A 21,931-nucleotide genomic window follows, 5' to 3' on the forward strand; every position below is an offset into this window, starting at 1 on the left:
GCTCTTCCTGCCGATGCTGCTCGCGTCGAGCGTCCACCCGTCGATGCTCTTCTTCATCGTCTTCTACGGCCTCGACTGGGTCGCGACCGTCCCGCCCACCGTCGCCCTGTGCCGTGAGCACTYCGGCGACGACAGCGCGATCGTCTTCGGCTGGGTCCTCGCTTCCCACCAGGTGGGCGCGGCGCTGGTCGCCTTCCTCGGCGGGGTCGCGCGGGACGTCTTCTGCGTGAACGTCCTGAGCGCCGGCCAGGGCGAGTTGTGCCGTGCTTTCGCGGTGAGCGGGGCGGACAAGTTCGCGGGGGTGGCGTACGACGCGGCCCCGGTGTCCGGCTCCCCCCGCCTCGCGGGCACGCTCGCGTGGATCGACTGCACGATCCACGCGGTGCACACGGGCGGCGACCATCTCATCGTCGTGGGCCGGGTGGACGCCCTGGGCGGCGAGGACGCCCCCGACGGGCCGCTGCTCTTCCATCGGGGGCGGTTCGGCCGGCTGGAGGGCTGAGCACCCGCCGGCCGGGTCGGCGGATGCCGTCAGGATGCGGCGAGGGCGGGCACCGGACGCCGCCGGATCACCAGCGCCATCAGCGCCGCCGCGGCGCACAGCGCCCCGGACGCGTACCAGACCATGTCGTACGTGCCGAAGACGTCCCGCGCGACCCCGCCGAGGAAGGCGACCAGCGCCGCGCCCACCTGGTGGGAAGCGAGGACCCAGCCGAAGACGATCGCGCTGTCGTCGCCGTAGTGCTCACGGCACAGGGCGACGGTGGGCGGGACGGTCGCGACCCAGTCGAGGCCGTAGAAGACGATGAAGAAGAGCATCGACGGGTGGACGCTCGACGCGAGCAGCATCGGCAGGAAGAGCAGCGAGATGCCGCGCAGGGCGTAGTAGACCGCGAGCAGGCGGCGCGGTTCGAAGCGGTCGGTGAGCCAGCCGGAGAAGATCGTGCCGACGACGTCGAAGACGCCGATGACCGCGAGCAGCGAGGCGGCGGCCGTGATGGGCATGCCGTGGTCGTGGGCGGCGGGCACGAAGTGGGTCTGGATGAGGCCGTTGGTGGAGGCGCCGCAGATCGCGAAGGTGCCGGCCAGCAGCCAGAAGGGGCCGGTGCGGGCCGCCGAGAAGAGGACCGTCACGGCCCGGCGGGCGGCGCCCTGCGCGGGCGGCGGCTTCGGCACGAACTCCTCCGAGCCGTACGGCGCAAGGCCCACGTCGGCCGGGTGGTCGCGCAGCAGCAGCCAGACGAAGGGGACCACCGCGAGGGCCGCGAGGGCGACCGTGACGACGGCCGGGCGCCAGCTGTGGTTCTCGACCATCCAGGACAGCAGGGGCAGGAAGATCAGCTGGCCGGAGGCCGAGGCGGCGGTGAGGATGCCGGTGACCAGGCCGCGCCGCTCGGTGAACCAGCGGTTGGTGACCGTGGCGGCGAACGCCAGCGCCATCGAACCGGTGCCGAGTCCCACCAACAGGCCCCAGCACAGCAACAGCTGCCAGGCCGCCGTCATCCAGTACGTCAGACCGGAGCCGACCGCGATCAGGGTCAGGGCCGCCGCGACGACCCTGCGTATGCCGAAGCGGTCCATCAGGGCGGCGGCGAAGGGGGCGGTCAGGCCGTACAGCGCCAGGTTGATCGAGACGGCGGCCCCGATCGTGCCGCGTGACCAGCCGAACTGGTCGTTCAGCGGGTCGATGAGCAGCCCCGGCAGGGAGCGGAAGGCGGCCGCGCCGAGGATCGTCACGAAGGCGACGGCGGCGACGAACCAGGCGCGGTGGATGCGGGAACGACGCGGCCCCGTCGGGGACTGGTCCGCGGTGGCGGCGGTGGCTTCGGTTGTCTGCGTCACGACAAAGAGCTTCGGGCCTGCGCCCTCGCGGATCCATTGGCCCGAGGGACAGCATTCGTTAGGATCGGGCCATGAGCAGTGAGCCGGAGCACCGCGAGGGTCAGCGCAAGGGTGAGGCGGACCGGCGGGAGCACCGGCACCACGGTCCGCCGGACTTCCGCCCGCACCGCGTCGTCGTCCTGGCGCTGGACGGAATCCTCCCCTTCGAGCTGGGCATCCCGCACCGGATCTTCGGCCGCCCCAAGGACGCGCTGGGGCGGCATCTGTACGAGGTCGTGACCTGCTCGATCCGGCCGCCGGGCCCCGTCCGCACCGACGCCGACTTCGCCATCCAGGTCGAGCACGGCCCGCAGACGCTGGCCACCGCCGACACGGTGATCATCCCGGCGTCGTACGAACTCGGCCCGGTCTTCGAGGAGGGCGTGCTCACCGACGAACTGGCCGCCGCGCTCGCCCACATCCGCCCCGGCACCCGCCTCGCCTCCATCTGCACCGGCGTGTACGTCCTCGCCGCGGCCGGCCTGCTCGACGGGCGCCCGGCCACCACGCACTGGGCCGACGCCGACCGCTTCCAGCAGCTGTTCCCGCAGGTCGAGGTCGACGCGGACGTGCTCTTCATCGACGACGGAGACCTGCTGACCTCAGCCGGGGTCGCGGCCGGGATCGACCTGTGCCTGCACATGGTGCGCCGCGACCACGGCACGGCGATCGCGACCGAGGTGGCCCGCCGCACCGTCGTACCGCCCCACCGGGACGGCGGCCAGGCGCAGTACATCCACCGCCCGGTCCCCGACCCGCAGCAGTCGTCCACGACCACGGCCCGCGCCTGGGCCCTGGGCCGGCTCCACGAGCCCATCCAGCTGCGGGACATGGCCGACCAGGAGTCCATGTCGGTGCGCACCTTCACCCGCCGCTTCCGCGAGGAGGTCGGCATCAGCCCAGGCCAGTGGCTCGCCCAGCAACGCGTCGAGCGCGCCCGCCATCTCCTGGAGTCCACCGACCTCTCGGTCGACCAGGTGGCCACCGCCGCGGGCTTCGGCACGGCCCAGTCGATGCGGCAGCACCTACAGACGGCACTCGGGGTCACACCCACCAGCTATCGGCGCACCTTCCGCACCGGCGGCAAGCCCGCCCTGCAGGTCCCCAGCCGTCCCTGAACCGTCCCGAGGAGGCTCCCCCTCACCAGCCGACCGGTCGACCAAGTCGCCCCGAGCCGCCGGCTTCGACACCACCCCAGCCGATGCGACAGCACCTACAAACGGCACTCCGGGTCACACCCACCAGCTATCGGCGCACCTTCCGCACCGGCAGCAAGCCCGACCCGCAGGTCCCCAGCCGTCCCTGAACCGTCCCGAGGAGGCTCCCCCTCACCAGCCGACCGGTCGACCAAGTCGCCCCGAGCCGCCGACTTCGACACCACCCCAGCCGATGCGACAGCACCTACAAACGGCACTCGGGATCACACCCACCAGCCATCGACGCACCTTCCGCACCGGCAGCAAGCCCGACCCGCAGGTCCCCAGCCGTCCCTGAACCGTCCCGAGGAGGCTCCCCCTCACCAGCCGACCGGTCGACCAGGTCACCCCGAGCCGCCGGCTTCGACACCACCCCAGCCGATGCGACAGCACCTACAAACGGCACTCGGGGTCACGCCCACCAGCTATCGGCGCACCTTCCGCACCGGCGCCAAGCCCGACCCGCAGGTCCCCAGCCGTCCGTGAAGCGTCCCGACGGGCCTCTCCCCACCAGCCGAGCGCGGTCAGCAGCAGGGTCAGCACCACACCGGCCAGAACGGCCGTGGACGGCGCGACGACCTGGAGCAGGCCGCCCGCGAGGGAACCCGTCGCCGCGTAGCCCGCGCCCGCGGCCGCGTACAGCACGGAGTAGCCGGCGGCCAGGGCGCTCGGCGGCAGGGCCTCGCGCAGGGACAGGTTGCGGGTGATCAGCGCGCCCGACTGGAGCATGCCGGCGAGGACCAGGACGATCGCGATCCCGGCCGCGCCCGGTATCAGTGCGACCAGGGCCACGAAGGCCGCCATGCCACTGATCAGCACCGCACTGCGCGTGGGGAGCCGCCCCGGCCACGACCTCAGGCCGTACAGGAACGCCCCGAGACCCGCCCCCACGGCCATGCCCGCCAGCAGCGGGCCGGACCAGCCCACGCCGATGCCGCGCTGCTCCAGCAGTGCGGGCAGGGTGAGTTCGGCCAGGCCGAGCAGCGTGATGCTGGCCGCGCCCGTGACGTAGACCGGCCAGGCGCGGATCAGCACCCGGGTCCTCACCCGGCCCGCCTCCCCACCCTCGCCGTCCTTGGCCCAGCCCGCGGGCAGCAGCCAGTGGCCCGCGACCGACGACGCCATGCAGACCGCCGCGAGGAGCAACGGCACCCGGGGCGCCACCCCGAGGGCCAGCCCGGCGACGGCGACCGGGGAGACCGCCCACACCCCGGACATCAGCATCGACTCGGCGGACAGCGCCTGCGCCACCGCGCGCTCCGGCACCAGCGAGGTCAGCAGCGCACGCTGGCCTCCCGCGGCGGCGGCGGGGGCGGCCCCGGCCAGGAACGCGAACGCCCCCAGCACGACGGCGGGCGAGTCGGCGAAGATCCCGAGTCCGGTGAACCCCACGGTCCCGCCCGCGAGCCCGACGACCAGGTGGCGCCTGCCGCGAGCCGGGTCCAGCCGCATCCCGAGGACCGGGGCACCGATGATCTCGCCGAGCACATAGACGGCCGCGAGCGTCGCGCCCAGGGTGTAGCCGCCGGGCCGCTCCCGCACCAGGAACACCAGCGCCAACGGCGTCATGGCGACCGGCATACGAGCGGCGACGGCGGTGCAGGCCCAGACCAGGACCTGCTTGGAGGCGACGTCTCGATAGGTCATGCAGATGACGGTAGGCGTCACCACCGACAACACGGCAGCCGTTTTCCGGGCCTGTGGAAAACCCCGCCGCGAGACCTCGCCGCAGACGTCCCGAAGACCTCAGAAGGTCAGCACCCCGCGCGCCACCTTCCCCGCCTCCGCGTCAGCCGCCGCCCTCTCGAAGTCCTCCACCGGGTACGTCTCCGTCACCAGCTCGTCCAGCATGAGCCGCCCCGCCCGGTACAGCTCGGCGTACAGCGCGATGTCCCGCTGCGGGCGGGACGACCCGTACCGGCAGCCCAGGATCGACTTGTCCAGGTACATGGAGGAGACGAGGAAGGACGCCTCGGCCGTGGCCGCGGGCACGCCGAGGAGTACCGCCTGCCCATGGCGGTCCAGCAGGTCGACGGCCGCCCGGATCAGCTCGACACGCCCCACGCACTCGAAGGCATGGTCGGCCCCCGTCGGCAGCAGTTCCCGCACCCCCTCCACCGACGTCAGGAAGTCCGTCGCCCCGAACTGCCGCGCCACCGCCTCCTTCGCCGGATTGGCGTCCACCGCCACGATCCGCAGCGCGCCCGCGATCCGGGCCCCCTGGATGACATTGAGCCCGATCCCACCGGCGCCGATCACGACCACCCGGTCCCCCCGGTCGACGCGCGCCCGGTTCAGTGCGGCCCCCACGCCCGTGAGCACCCCGCACCCGATCAGCGCGGCGGACGGCAGCGGAATGTCCTTGGGGATCCGGACCGCCTGGACCGCCTTCACCACGGTCCGTTCCGCGAAGGCGGAGTTGGACGCGAACTGGAACACTGCCTGCTCACCGCGCCGGAACGGCCGCCCCGGCCGCCCTATGGCCTGCCGGCACATGGTCGGCCGCCCCCGGTCGCACTCGGCGCACGTACCGCAGTTGGCAAGCGTGGACAGCGCCACATGATCCCCGGGCTCCACATGGGTGACACCCACACCCACCGCTTCCACGACTCCCGCCCCCTCATGGCCCAACACCACAGGAACCGGGAAGGGTATGGTCCCGTCCACCACGGACAGATCGCTGTGACACAACCCGGCCGCCGCGATGGACACCAGCACCTCACCCGGCCCCGGATCCCGCACCTCCAGATCGTCCACGACCTCGATCCGCTTGCCGTCGAACATCACTGCGCGCATCAGACGACCCCCTTGGGCTCCCTCGGCAGACCGAGCACCCGCTCGGCGATGATCGTGCGCTGAACCTGGTCCGAACCCCCGTAGATCGTGTCGGCGCGGGAGAACAGGAACAGCTGCTGCGCGGCATCGAGTTCGTACGGCGTCGAGGGCGCCCACTCCCGCGGCCCCACGCTCGCCACCGCGCCGCGCACCTGAACCGCCAGCTCCCCGAGCCGCTGATGCCAGCCGCCCCACAGCAGCTTGGCCACGCTCGGCGCTCCCGCGTCGCCCGAACTCCCCAGTGTCCGCAGGGCGTTCCACCGCATCACCCGCAACTCGGCCCACTGCCGCACCAGCCGCTCCCGTACGACGGGATCCGCCACGGCGCCGGACCGCACGGCCGCCTCCACGACCCGCCCCAACTCCGCCGCGAACCCGATCTGCTGGGCGAGTGTGGAGACTCCCCGCTCGAACCCGAGCAGACTCATGGCGACCTGCCACCCCGCGCCCGCACCCCCGACGACGTGCTCCGCGTGCGCGCCGTCGAAGAAGACCTCGTTGAAGTCACTGGTGCCGGTCATCTGACGGATGGGCCGCACCTCGACGCGCCCCGGCTGGTCCATCGGGACCAGCAGAAAGCTCAGTCCGTGATGGCGCCGGGATTCCGGCTCGGTGCGGGCCAGCACGAAGCACCAGTCCGCCTCGTGGGCGAGGGAGGTCCAGATCTTCTGCCCGGTGACGCGGTACGTTCCGTCCGAGGCCCGCTCGGCCTTCGTACGCACCCCCGCGAGGTCCGATCCGGCCCCGGGCTCGCTGTACCCCTGGCACCACAGCTCTTCGCCGACGGCGATCGGCGGCAGGAAGCGCGCCTTCTGCTCCTCGCTGCCGTGCGCGAGCAGGGTCGGGGCCAGCAGCTTCTCCCCGATGTGCCCGGACCGCGCCGGCGCCCCCGACCGCGCGTACTCCTCGGCCCACACGACCTGCTGAGTGAGCGTGGCGGTCCGGTTCCCGTACCCGGCCTCGGACCAGCCCAGCCCTATCCAGCCGGCTTTGCCCAGCGCGCGTTCCCAGGTACGGCGATCCTGCGCCCCCTCGCGATGCTCGGAGAGCCACGCCCTGGCCTCCGCACGAAACGCCTCGTCCTCAGCGGTGAATCCAAAGTCCACGGCAACCTCTCAAGCGACGGTCGGATCTCCAACCCAGGGGCGCGGGCCTGCATCGATCTGCGGCTCCGCCGCGTGGGCGCGGCGGGCCACAAACAATCCGCAGCCGCCAACCCCCGACACCCTCCGAGCTTCCGAGCTATTGGGCGTTCGGCCGAGCACCCTCCCGAGCCGCCCTCTCCATCCCCTCCACCCGGGCCAGCATCGGCATCGGATCCACCCCCACCGACCCCGGCAACGCCTGCGCGATCGACTCCGGCGTCCACCCGCCGGAGGCATACGCGGCACGCAACTCCCGCGGCTGCGCCCACACCGCGATCTTCGGGCCGGCGACGGTGTACACCTGCCCTGTCACCCCGTACTCCCGAGCCGCGTCCGACAGCAGGTAGACGACGAGCGCGGCCACATCCTCCGGCTCCCCGATCTCCGCCAACTCCATGGGCACGTTGGCCGACATCCGCGTACGAGCGACCGGCGCCACGGCATTGGCGCTCACCCCGTACTTGTTCAAGCCCAGCGCGGCGCTCCGTACGAGCGAGATGATCCCGCCCTTCGCCGCGCTGTAGTTGGCCTGCGAGACGGACCCCTGGTGATTGCCGCTGGTGAACCCGATCAAGGTCCCGGCGCGCTGCTTCCGCATCACAGCGGAAGCCGCCCGGAACACGGTGAACGTCCCCTTCAGATGAGTGGCGACCACCGGATCCCACTCCTCCTCGGTCATGTTGAACAGCATCCGCTCCCGCAGGATCCCGGCGACGCACACGACCCCGTCGATCCGCCCGTAGGCCGACACCGCCGTGTCCACGATCCGCTGTCCGCCCGCCATCGTGGACACGTCGTCGGCCACGGCGACCGCTTCCCCGCCCGCCGCCTCGATCTCCTTGACGACGGCCTCGGCGACCTCGCTCGTGGGCGAGACCCCGTCCACGGACACCCCGTAGTCATTGACGACGACCCGTGCCCCCTCGGCCGCGGCGGCCAGCGCCACCGCCCGTCCGATGCCCCGTCCGGCGCCCGTCACGGCGACGACCTTGCCTGCCAAGAAGTTCCCCACGTCCCGGCCCCTTCCCGCAGTTTCTGACGGTCCGTTAGATTCGCCTCAGATTCTACGACCCGTCAGATACACGGAGACAAGCCCCCGGGGAGGACCGATGTCACTGCCGGCCGCGTTCCACGAGATCGCCAAGCGCGTGAACAACTGGGGCCGTTGGGGCGCCGACGACGAGATCGGCACCCTGAACCTGATCACCGACGAGGTCGTCCGCGAGGCGGCCGCCTGCGTCCGCACCGGCCGTCGCGTCCCGCTCGCGCTGCCCCTGCAACAGGACGGCGTACAGACCGGGATGATCCCGGGCCGCGTCAACCCCCTGCACGCGATGGTGCAGATCAACCAGGAGCTGTTCGGCCCCGGCACCGTGGCGTGCAGCGACGACGCCGTGACGATGGGCCTTCAGGCGGCCACCCACTGGGACGCGCTCACCCACGTCTCGCACTCGGGCCGGCTCTACAACGGCCGCCCCGCCGACACCATCACCCCGCACGGCGGCGCCGAGTTCAGCGGCATCGACAAGGCGCGGCACATCGTCTCGCGCGGGGTGCTGCTGGACGTGGCACGCGCGCGTGGCGTCACACGGCTCGACGGCGGGCATGCGGTCACCCCGGAGGATCTGGAGGCGGCCGAGGAACTCGCGGGCACGCACGTGCGTGCCGGCGACATCGTGCTCGTACGGACGGGGCAGATCCAGGTGTATCTCGCCGGCGACAAGCACGCGTACGGATATCCCTCGCCCGGCCTGTCGATCCGTACGCCGGAGTGGTTCCACGCGCGCGATGTGGCGGCCGTGGCGAACGACACCCTGACGTTTGAGATATTTCCGCCCGAGACAGAGGATTTGTGGCTGCCCGTGCACGCGCTCGACCTGGTGGAGATGGGGATGCTCCAGGGGCAGAACTGGAATCTCGAAGAGTTGTCCACAGCCTGTGGACAAGAGGGCCGCTACGCCTTCCTGCTGTCGGCGATGCCCGAGCCGTTCGTCGGCGCCACCGGGACTCCCGTCGCACCCGTGGCGGTGCTCTGACCTCCGACGAGGTCGGCTGGCGGCGCGGCTCCCCCAGCTCTCGGCGGTGCCCGAAGGGCAGGTGCCCCATCCGCCCCGGGCACGACACCGCGCGCCGCCATCCGACTCCGGCGTACCCGCCCCGGTCTCTCCTGGCCCTGGGAGAGACCGACGCCGATCCACGACCCACGCTCGGCAAGGGCTCCCGTCACCGAAGTCCTCGTCGTCCCCTCACGGCGAATCGCTGACCACCAGCGTGATCAGGCGTGCACGAGGAGTCAACACCCACTCGGGGATTTGTTACTTACGCCCTATTTCCCGAAGCCGCGCACAGAAGCATGCCCGGGCGCACCGATGCTCACCCGAGCCAAGGAGACAGCGCTTTCTGCAACCGTGCACCGAATCCGGCGCAGTTGCCGCAGCGTGCGCCCGGTCACACCGCCTCGTACGCGAGCCCTTCGTACGCCGACGACCCGCTCCCGTACGCCGAAGCGGCGCCCTCCGACTCCGCGTCACGGTCCAGTTCGCACCAGATCCGCTTGCCGCCCCCCTCGGAGCACCAGCCCCAACGGTCGGCGAGGCCATCGACGAGGGCGAGGCCCCGGCCGCCCGTGGCGTCGCCGTCGGCACACCGGGGCACGGGAGCACGGCCGCTGCGGTCGGCCACTTCGAGACGGACGGTGGCGGCGTCCTGCGCCGCTCCCGGCAGGGAGAGCCGCAGCACGGCCGGACAGCCGGTGTGCACCACGGCGTTGGTGACCAGTTCGGACACGAGCAGGATCAGCGTCTCCGCGAGCGGCTCGTCGGCGCCTATACCGGACCCGGCGAGCCGCGAGCGGGCCCACCGCCGAGCTCGCCCCACCTCAGCGGGGTCGGGCCGGATCTCCAGCTGCACTTGAAGCACCTGCACCGCTCACACCATCCGAACCGGCGGACACAAAGCCCCGCGCCTCACGAGGGCCACGATCCTAGCCATTGTTTTCATGACCAGATCAATGGCCGGAGCCAGGGTCACGGAACGTGAATCCCTTAGCTGACAGCATGGTTGACGTACAGTCACCCCAACAAGCGCTTCGGGCATATTCCAGCGTGAAGGAGTACCCGTGCGGCATACTGTGCGACGCTTGTTTCGGGGAGTCGAACAGGCGGGGACGAAGCGCCCTCCCGCCTTGCGAGCAACGGCGCGCACCGCCGGATCCGGAGCCGCCTCAAGGGCAACTCCGGCATGGCTCGTGCTCGGAACCACTCGCATCTCACACAAGGTACCGGAGCAGACCGCCGACTCCAGGCCGTGACGAGTCACACGTAGGACACAACCCGATATCAACGCTCCGTAATTCCGGTATGCCACAATCCGCGACATCCGTTCAGGGGCCGTCGGCGACATCGCAGACCAGGGGCCTTCAGGCCGAATCGGCGAGAAGTTCGGCCGCCAGCCTTTCCTCACTCTCCGTAGCGTCCTTCGTACGGTGCGTTCGCACCCATGCGCGCTTCAGATGCAGGTGGACCTCGAACTCCCAGGTGAATCCCATGCCGCCGTGCACCTGGAGGCAGTCGCGGGCGCCGCGCACGGCGGCGGCGTCGGCGAGCAGGCGCGCGGTGTCGATGTCGGCCGGGTCGGCGGTGACGGCCGCCGCGTAGACGGCGGCGCGGGCGGTCTCCGTGCGCACCAGCATCTCCGCGCACAGATGCTTCACCGCCTGGAAGGCCCCTATCGGCCGCCCGAACTGCTCGCGTGTCCGGGCGTGTTGCGCGGCGAGTTCGCACGCGCGTGTGGCGCTGCCCAGTTGTTCGGCGGCGGTGAGGAGTACGGCGGCGGGGTCGACGTACGAGGCCACGGGAACCCGGTGCAGCGGGGTCAGCGGATCGACCGACCGCAGCGGTACGGCACCCGCCGCATCGCCCCGTACGACGTCCGCCTCCGTCAGCCACTCCGCCAGCCCGCACCCGCCGGCGTCCGTCACGACCGTCTCCCCGGTGGCCGCGCCCGGCACCTCTCCCGCCGCGAGGTGGGTGGCCACGAGCGGCCCCGGCAGCAGTGCACGCCCCGCCTCCTCGAAGGCCAACACCGCTTCGGGCAGGCCGAGTCCGACGCCGCCGCGCGCCTCGGGCAGCCGTAGCGCGAAGAACCCGGCCGTGCCGAGCTCGCGCCACAGCACCCGGTCCAGGCGGCCGGGCTCCTGCGCGGCGGCCCTCAGCTCCTGCGGGCCGAAGCGCCGCGCCAGCAGCTCCCGTACACCGGCGCGCAACGCCCGCTGGTCCTCGGTCAGTTGGAAACGCATCCGTCACCGCCCCTTCGGCAGCCCGAGAATCCGCTCGCCCACGATGTTCCGTTGGATCTGCGAGGTCCCCGCCGCGATGGTGTACGACAGCGAGGACAGCCGGTCGAGCATCCACGGGCGGTCGAGGTCCAGCGAGGCCGGTCCCAGCACCTCGGCGGCGGCGTCGTAGAGCTCCTGGCGGGCGTGCGAATACCTCAGTTTGAAAACCGAACCCCCGACGCCGGGTACGCCGCCCGTGGCCTCCGCCTCGCTCACGTTCCACTGCGTCAGCCGCCACAGCGCCCGGAACTCGGCGTTCAGCCGCCCGAGCCCGCGGCGCAGTGCGGGGTCGTCCCAGCGGCCGTTCGCGCGAGCCTCGGCGGCGAGTTCGCGCAGCACGCGCCGGCAGGCGACCACCTCGCCCACGAACGCGGTGCCGCGCTCGAAGGACAGGGTCACCATCGTCACGCGCCAGCCGTCGTTCTCGGCGCCGACCCGGTTGGCGACCGGCACCCGCACCTCGTCGAGGAACACCTCGGCGAACTCGGCCGATCCGGCAAGCGTCTTGAGCGGCCGTACGGTGATGCCCGGCGCGTCCATGGGCATCGCCAGCCAGCTGATGCCGCGGTGTTTGGGCGCGTCCGGGTCGGTGCGCACCAACAGCTCGCACCAGTCGGCCACTTCGGCGTGCGAGGTCCAGATCTTGGACCCGCTCACCACGTAGTGGTCGCCGTCCCTACGCGCGCGTGTGCGCAGCGCCGCGAGGTCGGATCCGGCGTCCGGTTCGCTGAACCCCTGGCACCAGGCCTCCTCCCCGCGCAGGATCGGCGGCAGCCACCGCTCCCGCTGTCCGGCGGTGCCCTCGGCCGCGATGGTGGGCCCGGCGTGCAGCAGGCCGACGAAGTTCGCGCCCACATAGGGTGCGCCCGCCTTCTCGGTCTCCTCCAGGAAGATCAGCCGCACGGTCGGGGACGCGCCCCAGTGGACGTCGCCGTACCCGGCGTCGTGGAGCATGCGCTGCCAGCCGAGGTCGTAGACGCGCCGCCCCGGCCAGTCGTCGGGGGACGGCTTGGGCGGCAGCGTGGGGAGCGCCTTGGCCAGCCACTCCCGCAGCCGGGCCCGGAACTCCTCCTCCTCCGGCGTGTACGCGAGGTCCATGCGGCCCCTCCCATATCTGATGAGCCGTCAGATATCACTCTGGGGGAAGGCTAAGTCCCGCACCCCTGGACCGACAAGGCATCCCGCCCTACGCTCTGCCCACAATCTGACAGACCGTCAGTTAAGACCGGTAGACCGACCGCTTGGTGGCAGGGGGCCGTCATGAACGACACCGCGTACGCCCTGAGTTCCTCCCGCACCCTCTGGGACCTGCTCGCCCGCCGCGCCGACCTCACGCCCGACCGTCCTGTCCTCCTCCAGGACGAACGCTCCGTGTCCTTCGGCGAGCTGCGCGCGCGTGCCGAGCGGGTCGCGGCCGGCCTGTACGACCTGGGTGTACGCCCCGGCACGGTCGTCGCCTGGCAGCTGCCCACCCGTGTCGAGACGGCCCTGCTGTCCTTCGCGCTGGCCCGCGTCGGCGCCGTGCAGTCGCCGGTCATCCCTTTCTACCGGGACCGTGAAGTCGGCTTCGCGCTGCGGGAGTCGAAGGCGGAGTTCTTCGCGGTACCGGGGGTGTGGCGGGGCTTCGACCACACCGAGATGGCGCGGCGCCTCGGCGCGAAGGGAATCTTCGAGGCGTACGACACCCTGCCCGACGGCGATCCCGCGGTCCTGCCCCCGCCGCCCTCCGAGGGCACGTCGGTGCGCTGGATCTACTGGACCTCGGGGACGACCTCCGACCCCAAGGGCGTGCTGCACACCGACCGCTCACTGATCGCGGGCGGCTCCTGCCTGGGGCACGCGCTGCGGCCCACGTCCGCCGACGTCGGCTCGATCGCCTTCCCCTACGCCCACATAGGCGGCCCCGACTACATGGTGATGGTCCTGCTGTACGGCTTCCCGGCGGTGCTGTTCGAGCAGTTCGCGCTGCCGGACGCACTGGAGGGCTACCGCAGGCACGGCGTGACGATCGCGGGCGGGTCGACGGCGTTCTACTCGATGTTCCTGGCGGAGCAGCGCAGGCAGCCGGACGGCGCGAAGGCCGTCCCCTCGCTGCGGCTGCTGGCGGGCGGCGGGGCGCCGAAACCGCCGGAGGTCTATCACGCCGTGGTCCGGGAGATGGGTGTGCAGCTGACCCATGGATACGGCATGACCGAGGTGCCGATGATCACGATGGGGGCGCCGGACGACACGACGGAGAACCTCGCGACGACCGAGGGCAGGCCGCCGGAGGGGATGGAGATCCGGATCGTGGAGGGCGAGGTGCGGCTGCGCGGAGAGGCGGTGTGCCGGGGCTATCTGGATCCGGCGCAGACCGCGGCGGCCTTCGACGAGGACGGCTTCCTGCGCACCGGCGACCTCGGGCATCTGACGGGCAGCGGGCATCTGGTGCTGACCGGGCGCCTGAAGGACGTGATCATCCGCAAGGGCGAGAACGTCTCGGCGAAGGAGATCGAGGATCTGCTGCACCGGCATCCGGCGGTCGGGGACGTCGCGGTCATCGGGCTGCCGGATCCGGAGCGCGGGGAGCGGGTCTGCGCGGTCGTGGAACAGCCGGCGGGAGCGCAGAAGCTGACGCTTGAGGCGCTGACGTCCTATCTGCGCGGGGAAGGGCTGTCGACGCACAAGCTGCCGGAGCAGCTGGAGGTGGTGGACGCCCTTCCGCGCAACGAGACCCTGCGCAAGGTGCTCAAGTACAAGCTCAGGGAGCGGTTCTCGGGAGCGTAGGGCCCGGGGTGGGACGGCTGATCACTCGGGGACGGTGAAGTAGCGCGCGAACGCCGTCACGATCTCGGACTCCGCCACCTTGCCGTCGCGGTCCGCGTCGAGGGTGGCGGCGGCCGCCTGGGCGATCTCCTGCGGCACACCGAGGCAGACCAGCACGCGGGCGGTGACGGTGACGGTGGCGGCTCCGTCGCCGTCGGGGTCGGCCACGGCGAGGGCGGCGTGCAGGAAGGGACGGGCGATCTCGCCGAACCGGTCCGGGTTGTCGCGCAGCCGCTTGACCGCGCCGTTGACGAACTCCTCGCGGGTGATCCGCTGGTCGCCGTCCCGGTCCGCTATCCCGGCCATGCCCTGCCAGAACGCCTCGGCGCCGATGTACAGGGCCTGTCCCTTGTCGGAGCGGGCGGCGGTGCCGAACTCCGCGAGCACCGCCTTGGCCGCCGAGCTGAAGTCCAGCCGGTCGATGTAGCCGTTGCCGTCCTGGTCGAAGGTGGCGAACCGGGCGGCGATCCTGCGCTCGTACTCGCTGCTGACCATGTCTTATCGGGCCGCCTTACGTCGTGGGGTGCATCTGCCACGGAGCGTACGACGCCGGAGGCCGTCCCGGCGCGGGAAAGGGGCCGTTGTGCCAAGACCGGGGGAATTTTGGGACAACGATGTGGCACAGCCGTACGGACTGGCACACTCCGACCGCACCGCGGGCACGTGCTCAGGCCGACAGCGGGCCGGCCTCGGCCTTGACCGCCGACGCCAGGTCGGGATGGACGTCGAAGAGCCGGCGTACCCCCAGCGCGCCGAGGACCCGGTTGACGTGGGAGCCCTCCACCGCGCCCTGTGCCGGGAGTATCAGCCGCAGGCTGCCCTGGCAGGAGCGGATCAGACGGCGGGCGGCTATGAGGACGCCGACGCCGCTGGAGTCGCAGAAGAACACCTCGGACAGATCGAGGACGAGACTGTGACGCCCCTCGGCCACCACGTCATGGATGTGCTGGCGCAGCCCCGGCGAGGTCACCAGATCCAGCTCGCCCGACACCTGGAGCACGGCCCAGTCGCCGCGCTCGCCGCCGGTCACTTTGAACGTCACCACCATGCCCCTCGCTCGCTGAAACGGAAGCGACTCCTGCGCTTCCTTGCAGCGCGGCTGCCCAGCGGCTGTTCCCTGAAACACCCTCCAGAAAACGGTCACCGATCAGGAAAGGCTTGTTTCCATCGCATTCGATCCTGTTCGATCGTGTCTGATCAGGCGGCGACCGGGTAGCCGAGCGATGCGAAGCCTCCCGTCACGCGTGCGGGAGGCCCTCTATCACGAGTGCGAGGTGCGTCACCAGCCATGGCTCTGCAAGGGGCGCACATTGCGACAAAGGGGCGTGCGCGTCGGACCGTGCCGACTACATTCAGGGTGACGGCACACGCACGCTGGACCGGGACGGACCGGTGAGGGGGGCCTTATGGCGAAAAAGGACGCACCGCCCCGCTGGGACCGCAAGATGCAGCAGCGACTGGCGCGCGGCGAGGCGGCCGCGCTCGGCGAGCTCTACGACCGCTTCGCCTCGCTCGTGCACGGCCTCGCCCACACCGTGCTGGGCGACGAGCGCGCCGCCGACCGCATCACCCGCGACGTCTTCGCCCATGTCTGGGAGCACCCGGACAGCTACGACCCCAAGCAGGGCCCGCTGCGCTCCTGGGTCGCCACCCTGACCCACCGCCTCGCCGTGCAGCGGCTGCGCGCCACCGAGACCGCCGCCCTCACCCAGGCCGGCCAGGGCTCCACGGAGGAGCTGGAGCGCAAGGTGCGGCACGCCTCGGTCGCCGCCCGCGCCGACTACATCGTCCAGTCCATGCCCGTACCGCTGCGCGCCGCCCTGGAGCTGGCCTACTTCCAGCGCCGCGACTACCGCCAGACCGCCGCCGACCTCGGCGTCACGGAGGACGAGGCCCGCCGCCGGCTGCGCCTGGGCCTCCAGCTGCTGTCCACGGCCCATGACGCCGCAGCCGCCCCGGGAGCACCGCCGGGATACGGAGGTGCGGCGTGAACGAGGCCGGGCACTTCGAGGCGTACGACGAACATGAGGGGCCGGGAGACCGGGATCACGCCGGACACCAGGACGGCAAGCCGAACGACGACTCCTCCCACGGCGAGGGGCACGGCCACGACCGGGGGGAGAACGGCTCCGCGGACACACCCCGCGGCGCCGACGGCATGAGCAACGGCAACGGCGACGACCGGCATCCCGCCCCAAGGCCCGGCCCGGACCAGCCGCCCCGCATACCCCTCCCCCGCGCCTCCGTCGAGGACACCGGGCGCCCGCTGCCCGACCTGCCGGACATGGCAGAGATCGCAGACCGCGGCGAGCGCTCAGGAGAGAGCCCACGCCCGGCTCCCCTGATCCTCGACCACCGCGTCCTGAAAGCGCTCCTCGGGGCGTGGGCGCTGGCCGCCTGCTCACCGCAGGAGACGGAGGCCGTCGAGGAGCACCTCGGCGACTGCGGCTCCTGCGCGGACGAGGCGCGGCGGCTGCGCGAGGCCGTCGGCCTGCTGCACCCCGCCGAGACCCTCGACCTCGACCCGTCCCTGCGCGCCCGCGTCCTGCAGGGCGCGCTGGAGCGGCGCCCGCCGCGCATACCGGTGCCCGCCTGGGCGGCGCCGTACGACGCCGAGACGGCCCGGCTCGACGCACTGCTCCAGGACTTCGGGGACGCCGAATGGCACGCGCCCGTGCGGCTGCGGTGGTTCCGGGGAGACGAGCCGACGAGCCGTCGTACGACCGTCGCCGGGGTCATCGCACATCTGCTGACGGTCGACGGGCTGGTGGCGGTCGCGCTCGGCCTCGCGGACCCGATGGGCGACGTGGCCGTGGACCGGCCGACCCCGTCCGCGCGCACGGAGGCCTACTGGCGGGCCTCGCACTACCCGCCGACGCGCGCCGTACGCGCACCCTGGCGGGAGCAGACCCACGACCTGGTCCGCACCGTGTCCTTCACGGGCGGCGCCACCGGCAAACTGTCCGTGCCCTACGGCGACTTCGAGCTGCCGCTGCACGACGCGATGCTGGACCGCGCCTTCGAGTGCTGGGTGCACGCCGAGGACATCGCCGACGCGGTGGACTACCCGTACGACGCGCCGTCCGGCAGCGATCTGCACCACATGGTCGACCTGGCGGCCCGCATGCTCCCCACGGTGCTGGCCGCGCGGCGGCGCGCGGGGCTGGCGACGCCGTCGGCGAGCCCGCACCGCCATCTGGTGCCGGCCGGCGAGCCCGGCCGCAGCCTGCGCCTGGAGATCGAGGGGTCGGGCGGTGGTGAGTGGCTGATCCCGCTGGACTCTCCGGCCGCCGTTGGCTCCGCCGAGCACGAGGTGGCGCATGTGGCGCTGGACGGTGCGGAGTTCTGCCGGCTGGCCGCGGGCCATGTGTCTCCTGCGGAGGCCGCGGCGGGGCAGATGGGGGATCGGGAGGCGATCAGAGATGTGCTGTTCGCGGCGGCGAGCCTGAGCCGGATGTAACGAGGTACGTCCACCGCACCCCGCAGCCGCCGTCAAACAGATGAACCCGAGCTGCTAGGCGAACACAACCGTCCGCCGCCCGTTCAGCAGAATCCGCCGCTCGGCATGCCACTTGACCGCCCGAGCCAGCGCCTGGCACTCCACGTCCCGCCCGATCGCGACCAGCTGGTCCGGCGTGACGTCGTGCCCGACCCGCTCGACCTCCTGCTCGATGATCGGCCCTTCGTCGAGGTCGGCGGTCACGTAGTGCGCCGTCGCCCCGATCAGCTTGACGCCCCTGGCGTGAGCCTGGTGATACGGCTTCGCACCCTTGAAGCTCGGCAGGAACGAGTGGTGGATGTTGATGATCCGCCCGCTCAGCTGCTTGCACAGGTCGTCCGAGAGGACCTGCATGTAGCGGGCCAGCACGACCAGCTCCACGCCCTCCTCGCGCACGATCTCCAGCACCTGCGCCTCGGCCTCGGACTTGTTGTCCCTGGTCACCGGGATGTGGTGGAAGGGGATGTCGTACGACCCCACGAGCTCGGCGAATTCAGTGTGGTTGGACACCACGGCGGCGATCTCCACCGGCAGCGCCCCGATCCTGGCGCGGAACAACAGGTCGTTCAGGCAGTGCCCGAACTTGCTGACCATCAGCAGGACGCGCATCTTCTCCTCGGCCCGGTGGATCTGCCATTCCATCTGGAAGGAGTCACCGATCGCCGCGAAGCTCGCCCGCAGCTTGTCCAGGGTCACCGGCGACTCCGCCGAGAAGTGGACGCGCATGAAGAACAGACCCGTGTCGTGGTCGCCGAACTGCTGGCTGTCCTCGATGTTGCAGCCGGTCATGAAGAGGTAGCTCGACACGGCGTGCACGATGCCCTGCTTGTCCGGGCACGACAGGATGAGGACGTACTGCTCGGCGGGGGCCGCGGCTCGGGTGGACTGCTCGTTCATGCAGCACAGGGTCCCATATCCGGCGCCCCGGGCGGACAGCCGTCCCGTAACCCGGACCGCCGCCCGGCCCCGGCAGGGCGCCCTACGCGGACCGCGTCATGATCCGCAGCACCTCGAGCGTGCGCGGCGGAGCGTCCGGTTCGTCGCCGTCGGCCATGGCCATCCGGACGTGCGCGTCCCGCGCCGCCCGCACCGCCTCCGGCCACTGCTGGTTCTCCATGTACGCGGAGACCGGCGCGTCCGGGCCGACCTGGTGCATGATCCGCAGCACCCGCAGCACGGCGGTGTCGACGAGCGCCGCCTCCTGCGAGTCCCGGAATATCGTGCCGACGTACTTCTCGGCGGACCAGTTGTCCAGCCAGGTGTCCTCGACCAGGCGGTACACGGCGTCGGTGACGTCCCCGTATCCGTCGACACCGGCGAGCCAGACGTCGCGCTGGAACACCGGGTCGGAGAGCATGTGCAGCGCGGAGCGCACATTGCTGCGCCAGCGCCACCACGGCATGTCGTTGAGTGGCATGCCGCCCATGGTGGATGAGCGACGGCCGCGACGGGAAGAGCTATCCGAACCTTGCACGGTCACCGATCGTACGTTCCTGTTCATTCGCGCATCACCCGCCCCCGTAATTCACCTTCTGGTCACCTCTCGATAACCGAGGGTCACGCGCAGGTTTGTTGTGTGGCGGAATCGTGCGGGTCTATGACCGGCAGGCCACGCATGCGCAGCACATTCCTCCCCGTGATCACCAAGCGGCCCGCCAGAGCCACCGCTCGCTCGGCGGCAGCCCTGGTGGCGTGTGCGTCACTCGCCGTCGGATGTGGTGTCATCCCCGGTACCACGGGGGGTTCCGGGGACGACACCATCACCGTCATGACCTGGGCCCCTGACGGCACCAAGGCGACCAACAAGCCCGGCATGCCGGCCTTCGCGCAGGCGTACGCCCGCTGGATCAACGCCCACGGCGGCATCGACGGACGCAAGCTGAAGGTCCTCACCTGCAACGACCACAACGACAGCGTGGCCGCGGCCAAGTGCGCCGACCGCGCGGTCGAGGAGAACGTCGTCGCGGTCGTCGGCTCCTACAGCCAGTACGGCGACACCTTCCTGCCCTCCCTGGAGGGCGCGGGCATCCCCTACATAGGCGGCTACGGCGTCACCAACGCCGAGTTCACCAGCCCGCTCTCCTACCCCGTCAACGGCGGCCAGCCCACCCTCCTGGCGGGCCTCGGCAAGGAGCTGGCCCGCGACTGCGGACCCGTCGCGCTGGTACGGCCCGACACCATCGCGGGCGACGAACTGCCGCCGCTGCTCAACTCCGGCCTCAGGGCGGGCGGACACTCGACCTCCGACGACCAGCTGGCCGACGAGGACGCCACCGCGTACGACAGCCAGTCGGAGCGGGCGCTGAACTACTCCACCACCGACTCCTCCGACCAGGGCTGCGTGGTGCCCGCCCTCGGCGACCGCACCAGCACCTTCATGGACTCCTTCCGGCGGGCCCGCGACGAGTACCCCGGCGTGCGCACCGCCACCGTCCTCGGCAGCGTCGACCAGACGGTGATCAACGCGACCGGCGGGGGGACGGTGTACGACGGGTCGTACATCACCGGCTGGTACCCCGTCGCGAGCGACCCGCGCTGGGACGGGTTGAAGAAGGTCATCAGCGAGCAGGCCTTCGGCGACAACCGCATCGATCCCGCGGACGCCGGAGTGCAGACCACGTGGATCGCGTACACCGTGTTCAAGCGGGTCGTCGAGTCGCTCGGCGACGGCGACGTGACCGCCGACTCCGTGCGGGGCGCCCTGAACGGCGGCCTGAAGGTCTCCACGGGCGGCCTGACGCCGACCCTCCAGTACGCCGACGCCTGCCATGCCTTGGTCAGCGCGGTGGTCAGCTCGGCGTGGTTCGGGAGCTGGTCGACGGTGAGCTTGGACAGGTCGGTGACCAGCTGGTTGCGCTGCCGGGCGGCGTCGCGCAGGTCCTGGGCGGCCTTGCCGAGGTTGTCGCAGGACTTCACGTCGCCGACCGCGTTGATCACCGCGGTACGGCTGTCACCGCTGTCGGCCAGCAGCTTGTCCAGGGCGGTCGCCTGCTGCTCGGCCGGGTCGGCGGAGGGCGAGGAGGACTCCTCGTTCGCCGGGGCGGTGGCGGCGACGGGCCGGTTGTCGTCGCTCTTGTCGTCCCCGCCCCCGCCGGCGAGCAGCGCGCCCGCGCCGATGCCGAGGACGGCGATACCGACACCGACGGCGGCGATGAGCGGCAGCCGCGATCCCGTACGACCGCCGCGGCCGCCCCGGCCGTCGTCGTCATCGCTGCGGCCGTGCCCGCCGGGCGGGAAGAACGCAGGCTCGTGCGGGTTCTGCTGCTGCGGCTGGGGCTGCTGGAAGCGCGGCAGGTGCTGGGTCGCCCCGGCCGGAGCCGCGCCCGCGGGCTCGCTGCGGAAGAGGTTGTCGAAGTCGGAGAGCGGCTGCCGCTGTCCGCCGCCCGGCTGGTCCGTCACGGGCGGGATGTACTGCGTGGCGTCGGCGTCGCTCCCGGCGGTGGGCGGCATCGGACCGGCGCCGCCTGCCTGTCGGGCCCGCCCCAGCACCTGGGTGCTCTCGCTGGACACCTCGGGCGGCAGCGCCCCCGGTCCCACCGGCGGTATGTACTGCGTCGCCCCCTCGTCGGCCGCGGGCGCGGCGACGGGCGGTATGTAACGGGTGGCCTGTTCGTCCGCGCCCATGGGGGCAGCGGGAACCGGCGGTATGTACTGAGTGGCGCCTTCGTCGGCGGGCGGCAACGGGGCCCCGAAGCCACCGGCGGGTGGCAGGGCCACACCGTGGCCGGGAGCGCCGTACGCGTCGGCCCCGGCGGGCGGGAGGGCACCGCCCTGCGCGTGCTGCCCCTGGGGCGGCAGCGGCGCGGCCTGCGCACCACCCTGCCCGTACGTCGGCTGCGGCGCCGGCATCGGTGAGCCGGCCGGAGCGCCATGGCCGTACGACGGCGCACCGGCCGCCGAGCCCTGCGCGCCCCCGCCGTACAACGCGCCGTCCTGCGGCATCGGCTGGGACGGGATGCCCCCGGCGCCCTCCGGCGCCGCGCCCCACGGGGCCGGCGACGGCGACTGGTACTGCTCCTGCTGGGGCTGCTGGTAGTGCTGCTGCTCCTGCTGAGGCGGCTGGTACTGCTGCTCCTGCGCACCCCACGCCTGCCCGGGCTGCGCGCCCCAGGCCTGGCCCGGTGCGGCGGGCTGCGCGGGCGCGTTCTGCTCGGGTCCCCAAGGGGTGCCCCAGGCCTGGCCGCCCGGCGGTGCCGAGGGCGGGGGTGCGGTCGGCGGCGTGGCCGGGACCGAT

At 71.8% G+C, this 21,931-nt stretch carries 20 protein-coding genes; 8 read left to right on the forward strand and 12 right to left on the reverse strand.

Annotation, left to right across the window (positions count from 1 at the left end):
• A partial coding sequence (locus EAO75_RS47875; RefSeq protein WP_261989610.1) for a flavin reductase family protein occupies window positions 1-502 on the forward strand: 502 nt, incomplete at its 5' end.
• Window positions 503-531: 29 nt separating this feature from the next.
• Here EAO75_RS47875 and EAO75_RS39715 read toward each other — a convergent pair.
• Window positions 532-1,842: an MFS transporter gene (locus EAO75_RS39715; protein ID WP_147999903.1), complete on the reverse strand. Its 1,311-nt coding sequence runs from the start codon at window positions 1,840-1,842 to the stop codon at window positions 532-534.
• A gap of 71 nt (window positions 1,843-1,913) precedes the next feature.
• Here EAO75_RS39715 and EAO75_RS39720 point away from each other — a divergent pair, with 71 nt between their 5' ends.
• Entirely contained in the window at window positions 1,914-2,999 is a 1,086-nt protein-coding gene (locus tag EAO75_RS39720; RefSeq protein WP_261989611.1) for a GlxA family transcriptional regulator, read from the forward strand.
• A gap of 471 nt (window positions 3,000-3,470) precedes the next feature.
• On the opposite strand, the gene EAO75_RS39725 is transcribed toward EAO75_RS39720, so the two are convergent.
• From EAO75_RS39725 to EAO75_RS39740, 4 genes are all read right to left on the reverse strand, one after another.
• On the reverse strand, window positions 3,471-4,724 hold the full coding sequence (locus EAO75_RS39725) for an MFS transporter (RefSeq protein ID WP_147999904.1): 1,254 nt from the start codon (window positions 4,722-4,724) through the stop codon (window positions 3,471-3,473).
• Between the two features lie 99 nt (window positions 4,725-4,823).
• Window positions 4,824-5,873 carry a Zn-dependent alcohol dehydrogenase gene (locus EAO75_RS39730; RefSeq protein ID WP_147999905.1) on the reverse strand — a complete coding sequence of 350 codons (1,050 nt, stop codon included), beginning with the start codon at window positions 5,871-5,873 and terminating at the stop codon, window positions 4,824-4,826.
• Window positions 5,873-7,018: an acyl-CoA dehydrogenase family protein gene (locus tag EAO75_RS39735; protein WP_147999906.1), complete on the reverse strand. Its 1,146-nt coding sequence runs from the start codon at window positions 7,016-7,018 to the stop codon at window positions 5,873-5,875. Before EAO75_RS39735 ends, EAO75_RS39730 begins: the two co-directional genes overlap by 1 nt.
• A gap of 136 nt (window positions 7,019-7,154) precedes the next feature.
• Window positions 7,155-8,069 carry an SDR family NAD(P)-dependent oxidoreductase gene (locus tag EAO75_RS39740; protein WP_147999907.1) on the reverse strand — a complete coding sequence of 305 codons (915 nt, stop codon included), beginning with the start codon at window positions 8,067-8,069 and terminating at the stop codon, window positions 7,155-7,157.
• 97 nt (window positions 8,070-8,166) lie between these two features.
• Here EAO75_RS39740 and EAO75_RS39745 point away from each other — a divergent pair, with 97 nt between their 5' ends.
• A complete protein-coding gene (locus EAO75_RS39745; protein WP_147999908.1) occupies window positions 8,167-9,093 on the forward strand; it encodes a cyclase family protein in 927 nt (308 codons plus the stop codon).
• Between the two features lie 412 nt (window positions 9,094-9,505).
• On the opposite strand, the gene EAO75_RS39750 is transcribed toward EAO75_RS39745, so the two are convergent.
• The 3 genes from EAO75_RS39750 to EAO75_RS39765 all read right to left on the reverse strand — a co-directional run bounded on the left by EAO75_RS39750 (window position 9,506) and on the right by EAO75_RS39765 (window position 12,491).
• Window positions 9,506-9,967, reverse strand: coding sequence for an ATP-binding protein (locus EAO75_RS39750; protein WP_148000561.1), 462 nt, complete (start codon window positions 9,965-9,967; stop codon window positions 9,506-9,508).
• Window positions 9,968-10,475: 508 nt separating this feature from the next.
• On the reverse strand, window positions 10,476-11,354 hold the full coding sequence (locus EAO75_RS39760; protein ID WP_147999910.1) for an acyl-CoA dehydrogenase family protein: 879 nt from the start codon (window positions 11,352-11,354) through the stop codon (window positions 10,476-10,478).
• A gap of 3 nt (window positions 11,355-11,357) precedes the next feature.
• On the reverse strand, window positions 11,358-12,491 hold the full coding sequence (locus tag EAO75_RS39765) for an acyl-CoA dehydrogenase family protein (RefSeq protein WP_147999911.1): 1,134 nt from the start codon (window positions 12,489-12,491) through the stop codon (window positions 11,358-11,360).
• A 162-nt stretch (window positions 12,492-12,653) separates the two neighbouring features.
• On the opposite strand from EAO75_RS39765, the gene EAO75_RS39770 reads away from it, so the two are divergent.
• On the forward strand, window positions 12,654-14,159 hold the full coding sequence (locus EAO75_RS39770) for a class I adenylate-forming enzyme family protein (protein WP_147999912.1): 1,506 nt from the start codon (window positions 12,654-12,656) through the stop codon (window positions 14,157-14,159).
• 21 nt (window positions 14,160-14,180) lie between these two features.
• Here EAO75_RS39770 and EAO75_RS39775 read toward each other — a convergent pair whose 3' ends face one another.
• Both EAO75_RS39775 and EAO75_RS39780 read right to left on the reverse strand, forming a co-directional pair.
• Window positions 14,181-14,693 carry an EF-hand domain-containing protein gene (locus EAO75_RS39775; RefSeq protein WP_147999913.1) on the reverse strand — a complete coding sequence of 171 codons (513 nt, stop codon included), beginning with the start codon at window positions 14,691-14,693 and terminating at the stop codon, window positions 14,181-14,183.
• A 172-nt stretch (window positions 14,694-14,865) separates the two neighbouring features.
• Window positions 14,866-15,246: an STAS domain-containing protein gene (locus EAO75_RS39780; RefSeq protein WP_147999914.1), complete on the reverse strand. Its 381-nt coding sequence runs from the start codon at window positions 15,244-15,246 to the stop codon at window positions 14,866-14,868.
• 358 nt (window positions 15,247-15,604) lie between these two features.
• Between EAO75_RS39780 and EAO75_RS39785 the strand changes: the two genes are divergently transcribed.
• Window positions 15,605-16,189 (forward strand): sigma-70 family RNA polymerase sigma factor, encoded by a 585-nt coding sequence (locus EAO75_RS39785; RefSeq protein WP_147999915.1) that lies wholly within the window; start codon window positions 15,605-15,607, stop codon window positions 16,187-16,189.
• Window positions 16,186-17,658 carry a zf-HC2 domain-containing protein gene (locus EAO75_RS39790; protein ID WP_147999916.1) on the forward strand — a complete coding sequence of 491 codons (1,473 nt, stop codon included), beginning with the start codon at window positions 16,186-16,188 and terminating at the stop codon, window positions 17,656-17,658. Before EAO75_RS39785 ends, EAO75_RS39790 begins: the two co-directional genes overlap by 4 nt.
• 54 nt (window positions 17,659-17,712) lie before the next feature.
• Here the strand turns inward: EAO75_RS39790 and purU are convergent, their stop codons facing one another.
• Together purU and EAO75_RS39800 are read right to left on the reverse strand one after the other, a co-directional pair.
• On the reverse strand, window positions 17,713-18,594 hold the full coding sequence (purU, locus tag EAO75_RS39795; protein WP_147999917.1) for a formyltetrahydrofolate deformylase: 882 nt from the start codon (window positions 18,592-18,594) through the stop codon (window positions 17,713-17,715).
• Between the two features lie 82 nt (window positions 18,595-18,676).
• Window positions 18,677-19,177, reverse strand: coding sequence for an SCO4402 family protein (locus EAO75_RS39800; protein ID WP_147999918.1), 501 nt, complete (start codon window positions 19,175-19,177; stop codon window positions 18,677-18,679).
• Window positions 19,178-19,510: 333 nt separating this feature from the next.
• On the opposite strand from EAO75_RS39800, the gene EAO75_RS48365 reads away from it, so the two are divergent.
• Together EAO75_RS48365 and EAO75_RS48370 are read left to right on the forward strand one after the other, a co-directional pair.
• Entirely contained in the window at window positions 19,511-21,295 is a 1,785-nt protein-coding gene (locus EAO75_RS48365) for an ABC transporter substrate-binding protein (RefSeq protein WP_315987685.1), read from the forward strand.
• A 122-nt stretch (window positions 21,296-21,417) separates the two neighbouring features.
• On the forward strand, window positions 21,418-21,552 hold the full coding sequence (locus EAO75_RS48370) for a hypothetical protein (RefSeq protein ID WP_315987676.1): 135 nt from the start codon (window positions 21,418-21,420) through the stop codon (window positions 21,550-21,552).
• Window positions 21,553-21,931: the final 379 nt, after the last annotated feature.

This window comes from Streptomyces sp. UW30 (assembly GCF_008042075.1).
Taxonomy (GTDB): domain Bacteria; phylum Actinomycetota; class Actinomycetes; order Streptomycetales; family Streptomycetaceae; genus Streptomyces.

Excerpts from the sequence above, each read along its gene's own strand:
- EAO75_RS39720 (WP_261989611.1), top strand. The coding sequence starts at position 1,914 with ATGAGCAGTGAGCCGGAGCACCGCGAGGGTCAGCGCAAGGGTGAGGCG.
- EAO75_RS39725 (WP_147999904.1), bottom strand. The coding sequence starts at position 4,724 with ATGACCTATCGAGACGTCGCCTCCAAGCAGGTCCTGGTCTGGGCCTGC.
- EAO75_RS39730 (WP_147999905.1), bottom strand. The coding sequence starts at position 5,873 with ATGCGCGCAGTGATGTTCGACGGCAAGCGGATCGAGGTCGTGGACGAT.
- EAO75_RS39745 (WP_147999908.1), top strand. The coding sequence starts at position 8,167 with ATGTCACTGCCGGCCGCGTTCCACGAGATCGCCAAGCGCGTGAACAAC.
- EAO75_RS39760 (WP_147999910.1), bottom strand. The coding sequence starts at position 11,354 with ATGCGTTTCCAACTGACCGAGGACCAGCGGGCGTTGCGCGCCGGTGTA.
- EAO75_RS39765 (WP_147999911.1), bottom strand. The coding sequence starts at position 12,491 with ATGGACCTCGCGTACACGCCGGAGGAGGAGGAGTTCCGGGCCCGGCTG.
- EAO75_RS39770 (WP_147999912.1), top strand. The coding sequence starts at position 12,654 with ATGAACGACACCGCGTACGCCCTGAGTTCCTCCCGCACCCTCTGGGAC.
- EAO75_RS39775 (WP_147999913.1), bottom strand. The coding sequence starts at position 14,693 with ATGGTCAGCAGCGAGTACGAGCGCAGGATCGCCGCCCGGTTCGCCACC.
- EAO75_RS39780 (WP_147999914.1), bottom strand. The coding sequence starts at position 15,246 with ATGGTGGTGACGTTCAAAGTGACCGGCGGCGAGCGCGGCGACTGGGCC.
- EAO75_RS39785 (WP_147999915.1), top strand. The coding sequence starts at position 15,605 with ATGGCGAAAAAGGACGCACCGCCCCGCTGGGACCGCAAGATGCAGCAG.
- purU (WP_147999917.1), bottom strand. The coding sequence starts at position 18,594 with ATGAACGAGCAGTCCACCCGAGCCGCGGCCCCCGCCGAGCAGTACGTC.
- EAO75_RS48365 (WP_315987685.1), top strand. The coding sequence starts at position 19,511 with ATGCCGGCCTTCGCGCAGGCGTACGCCCGCTGGATCAACGCCCACGGC.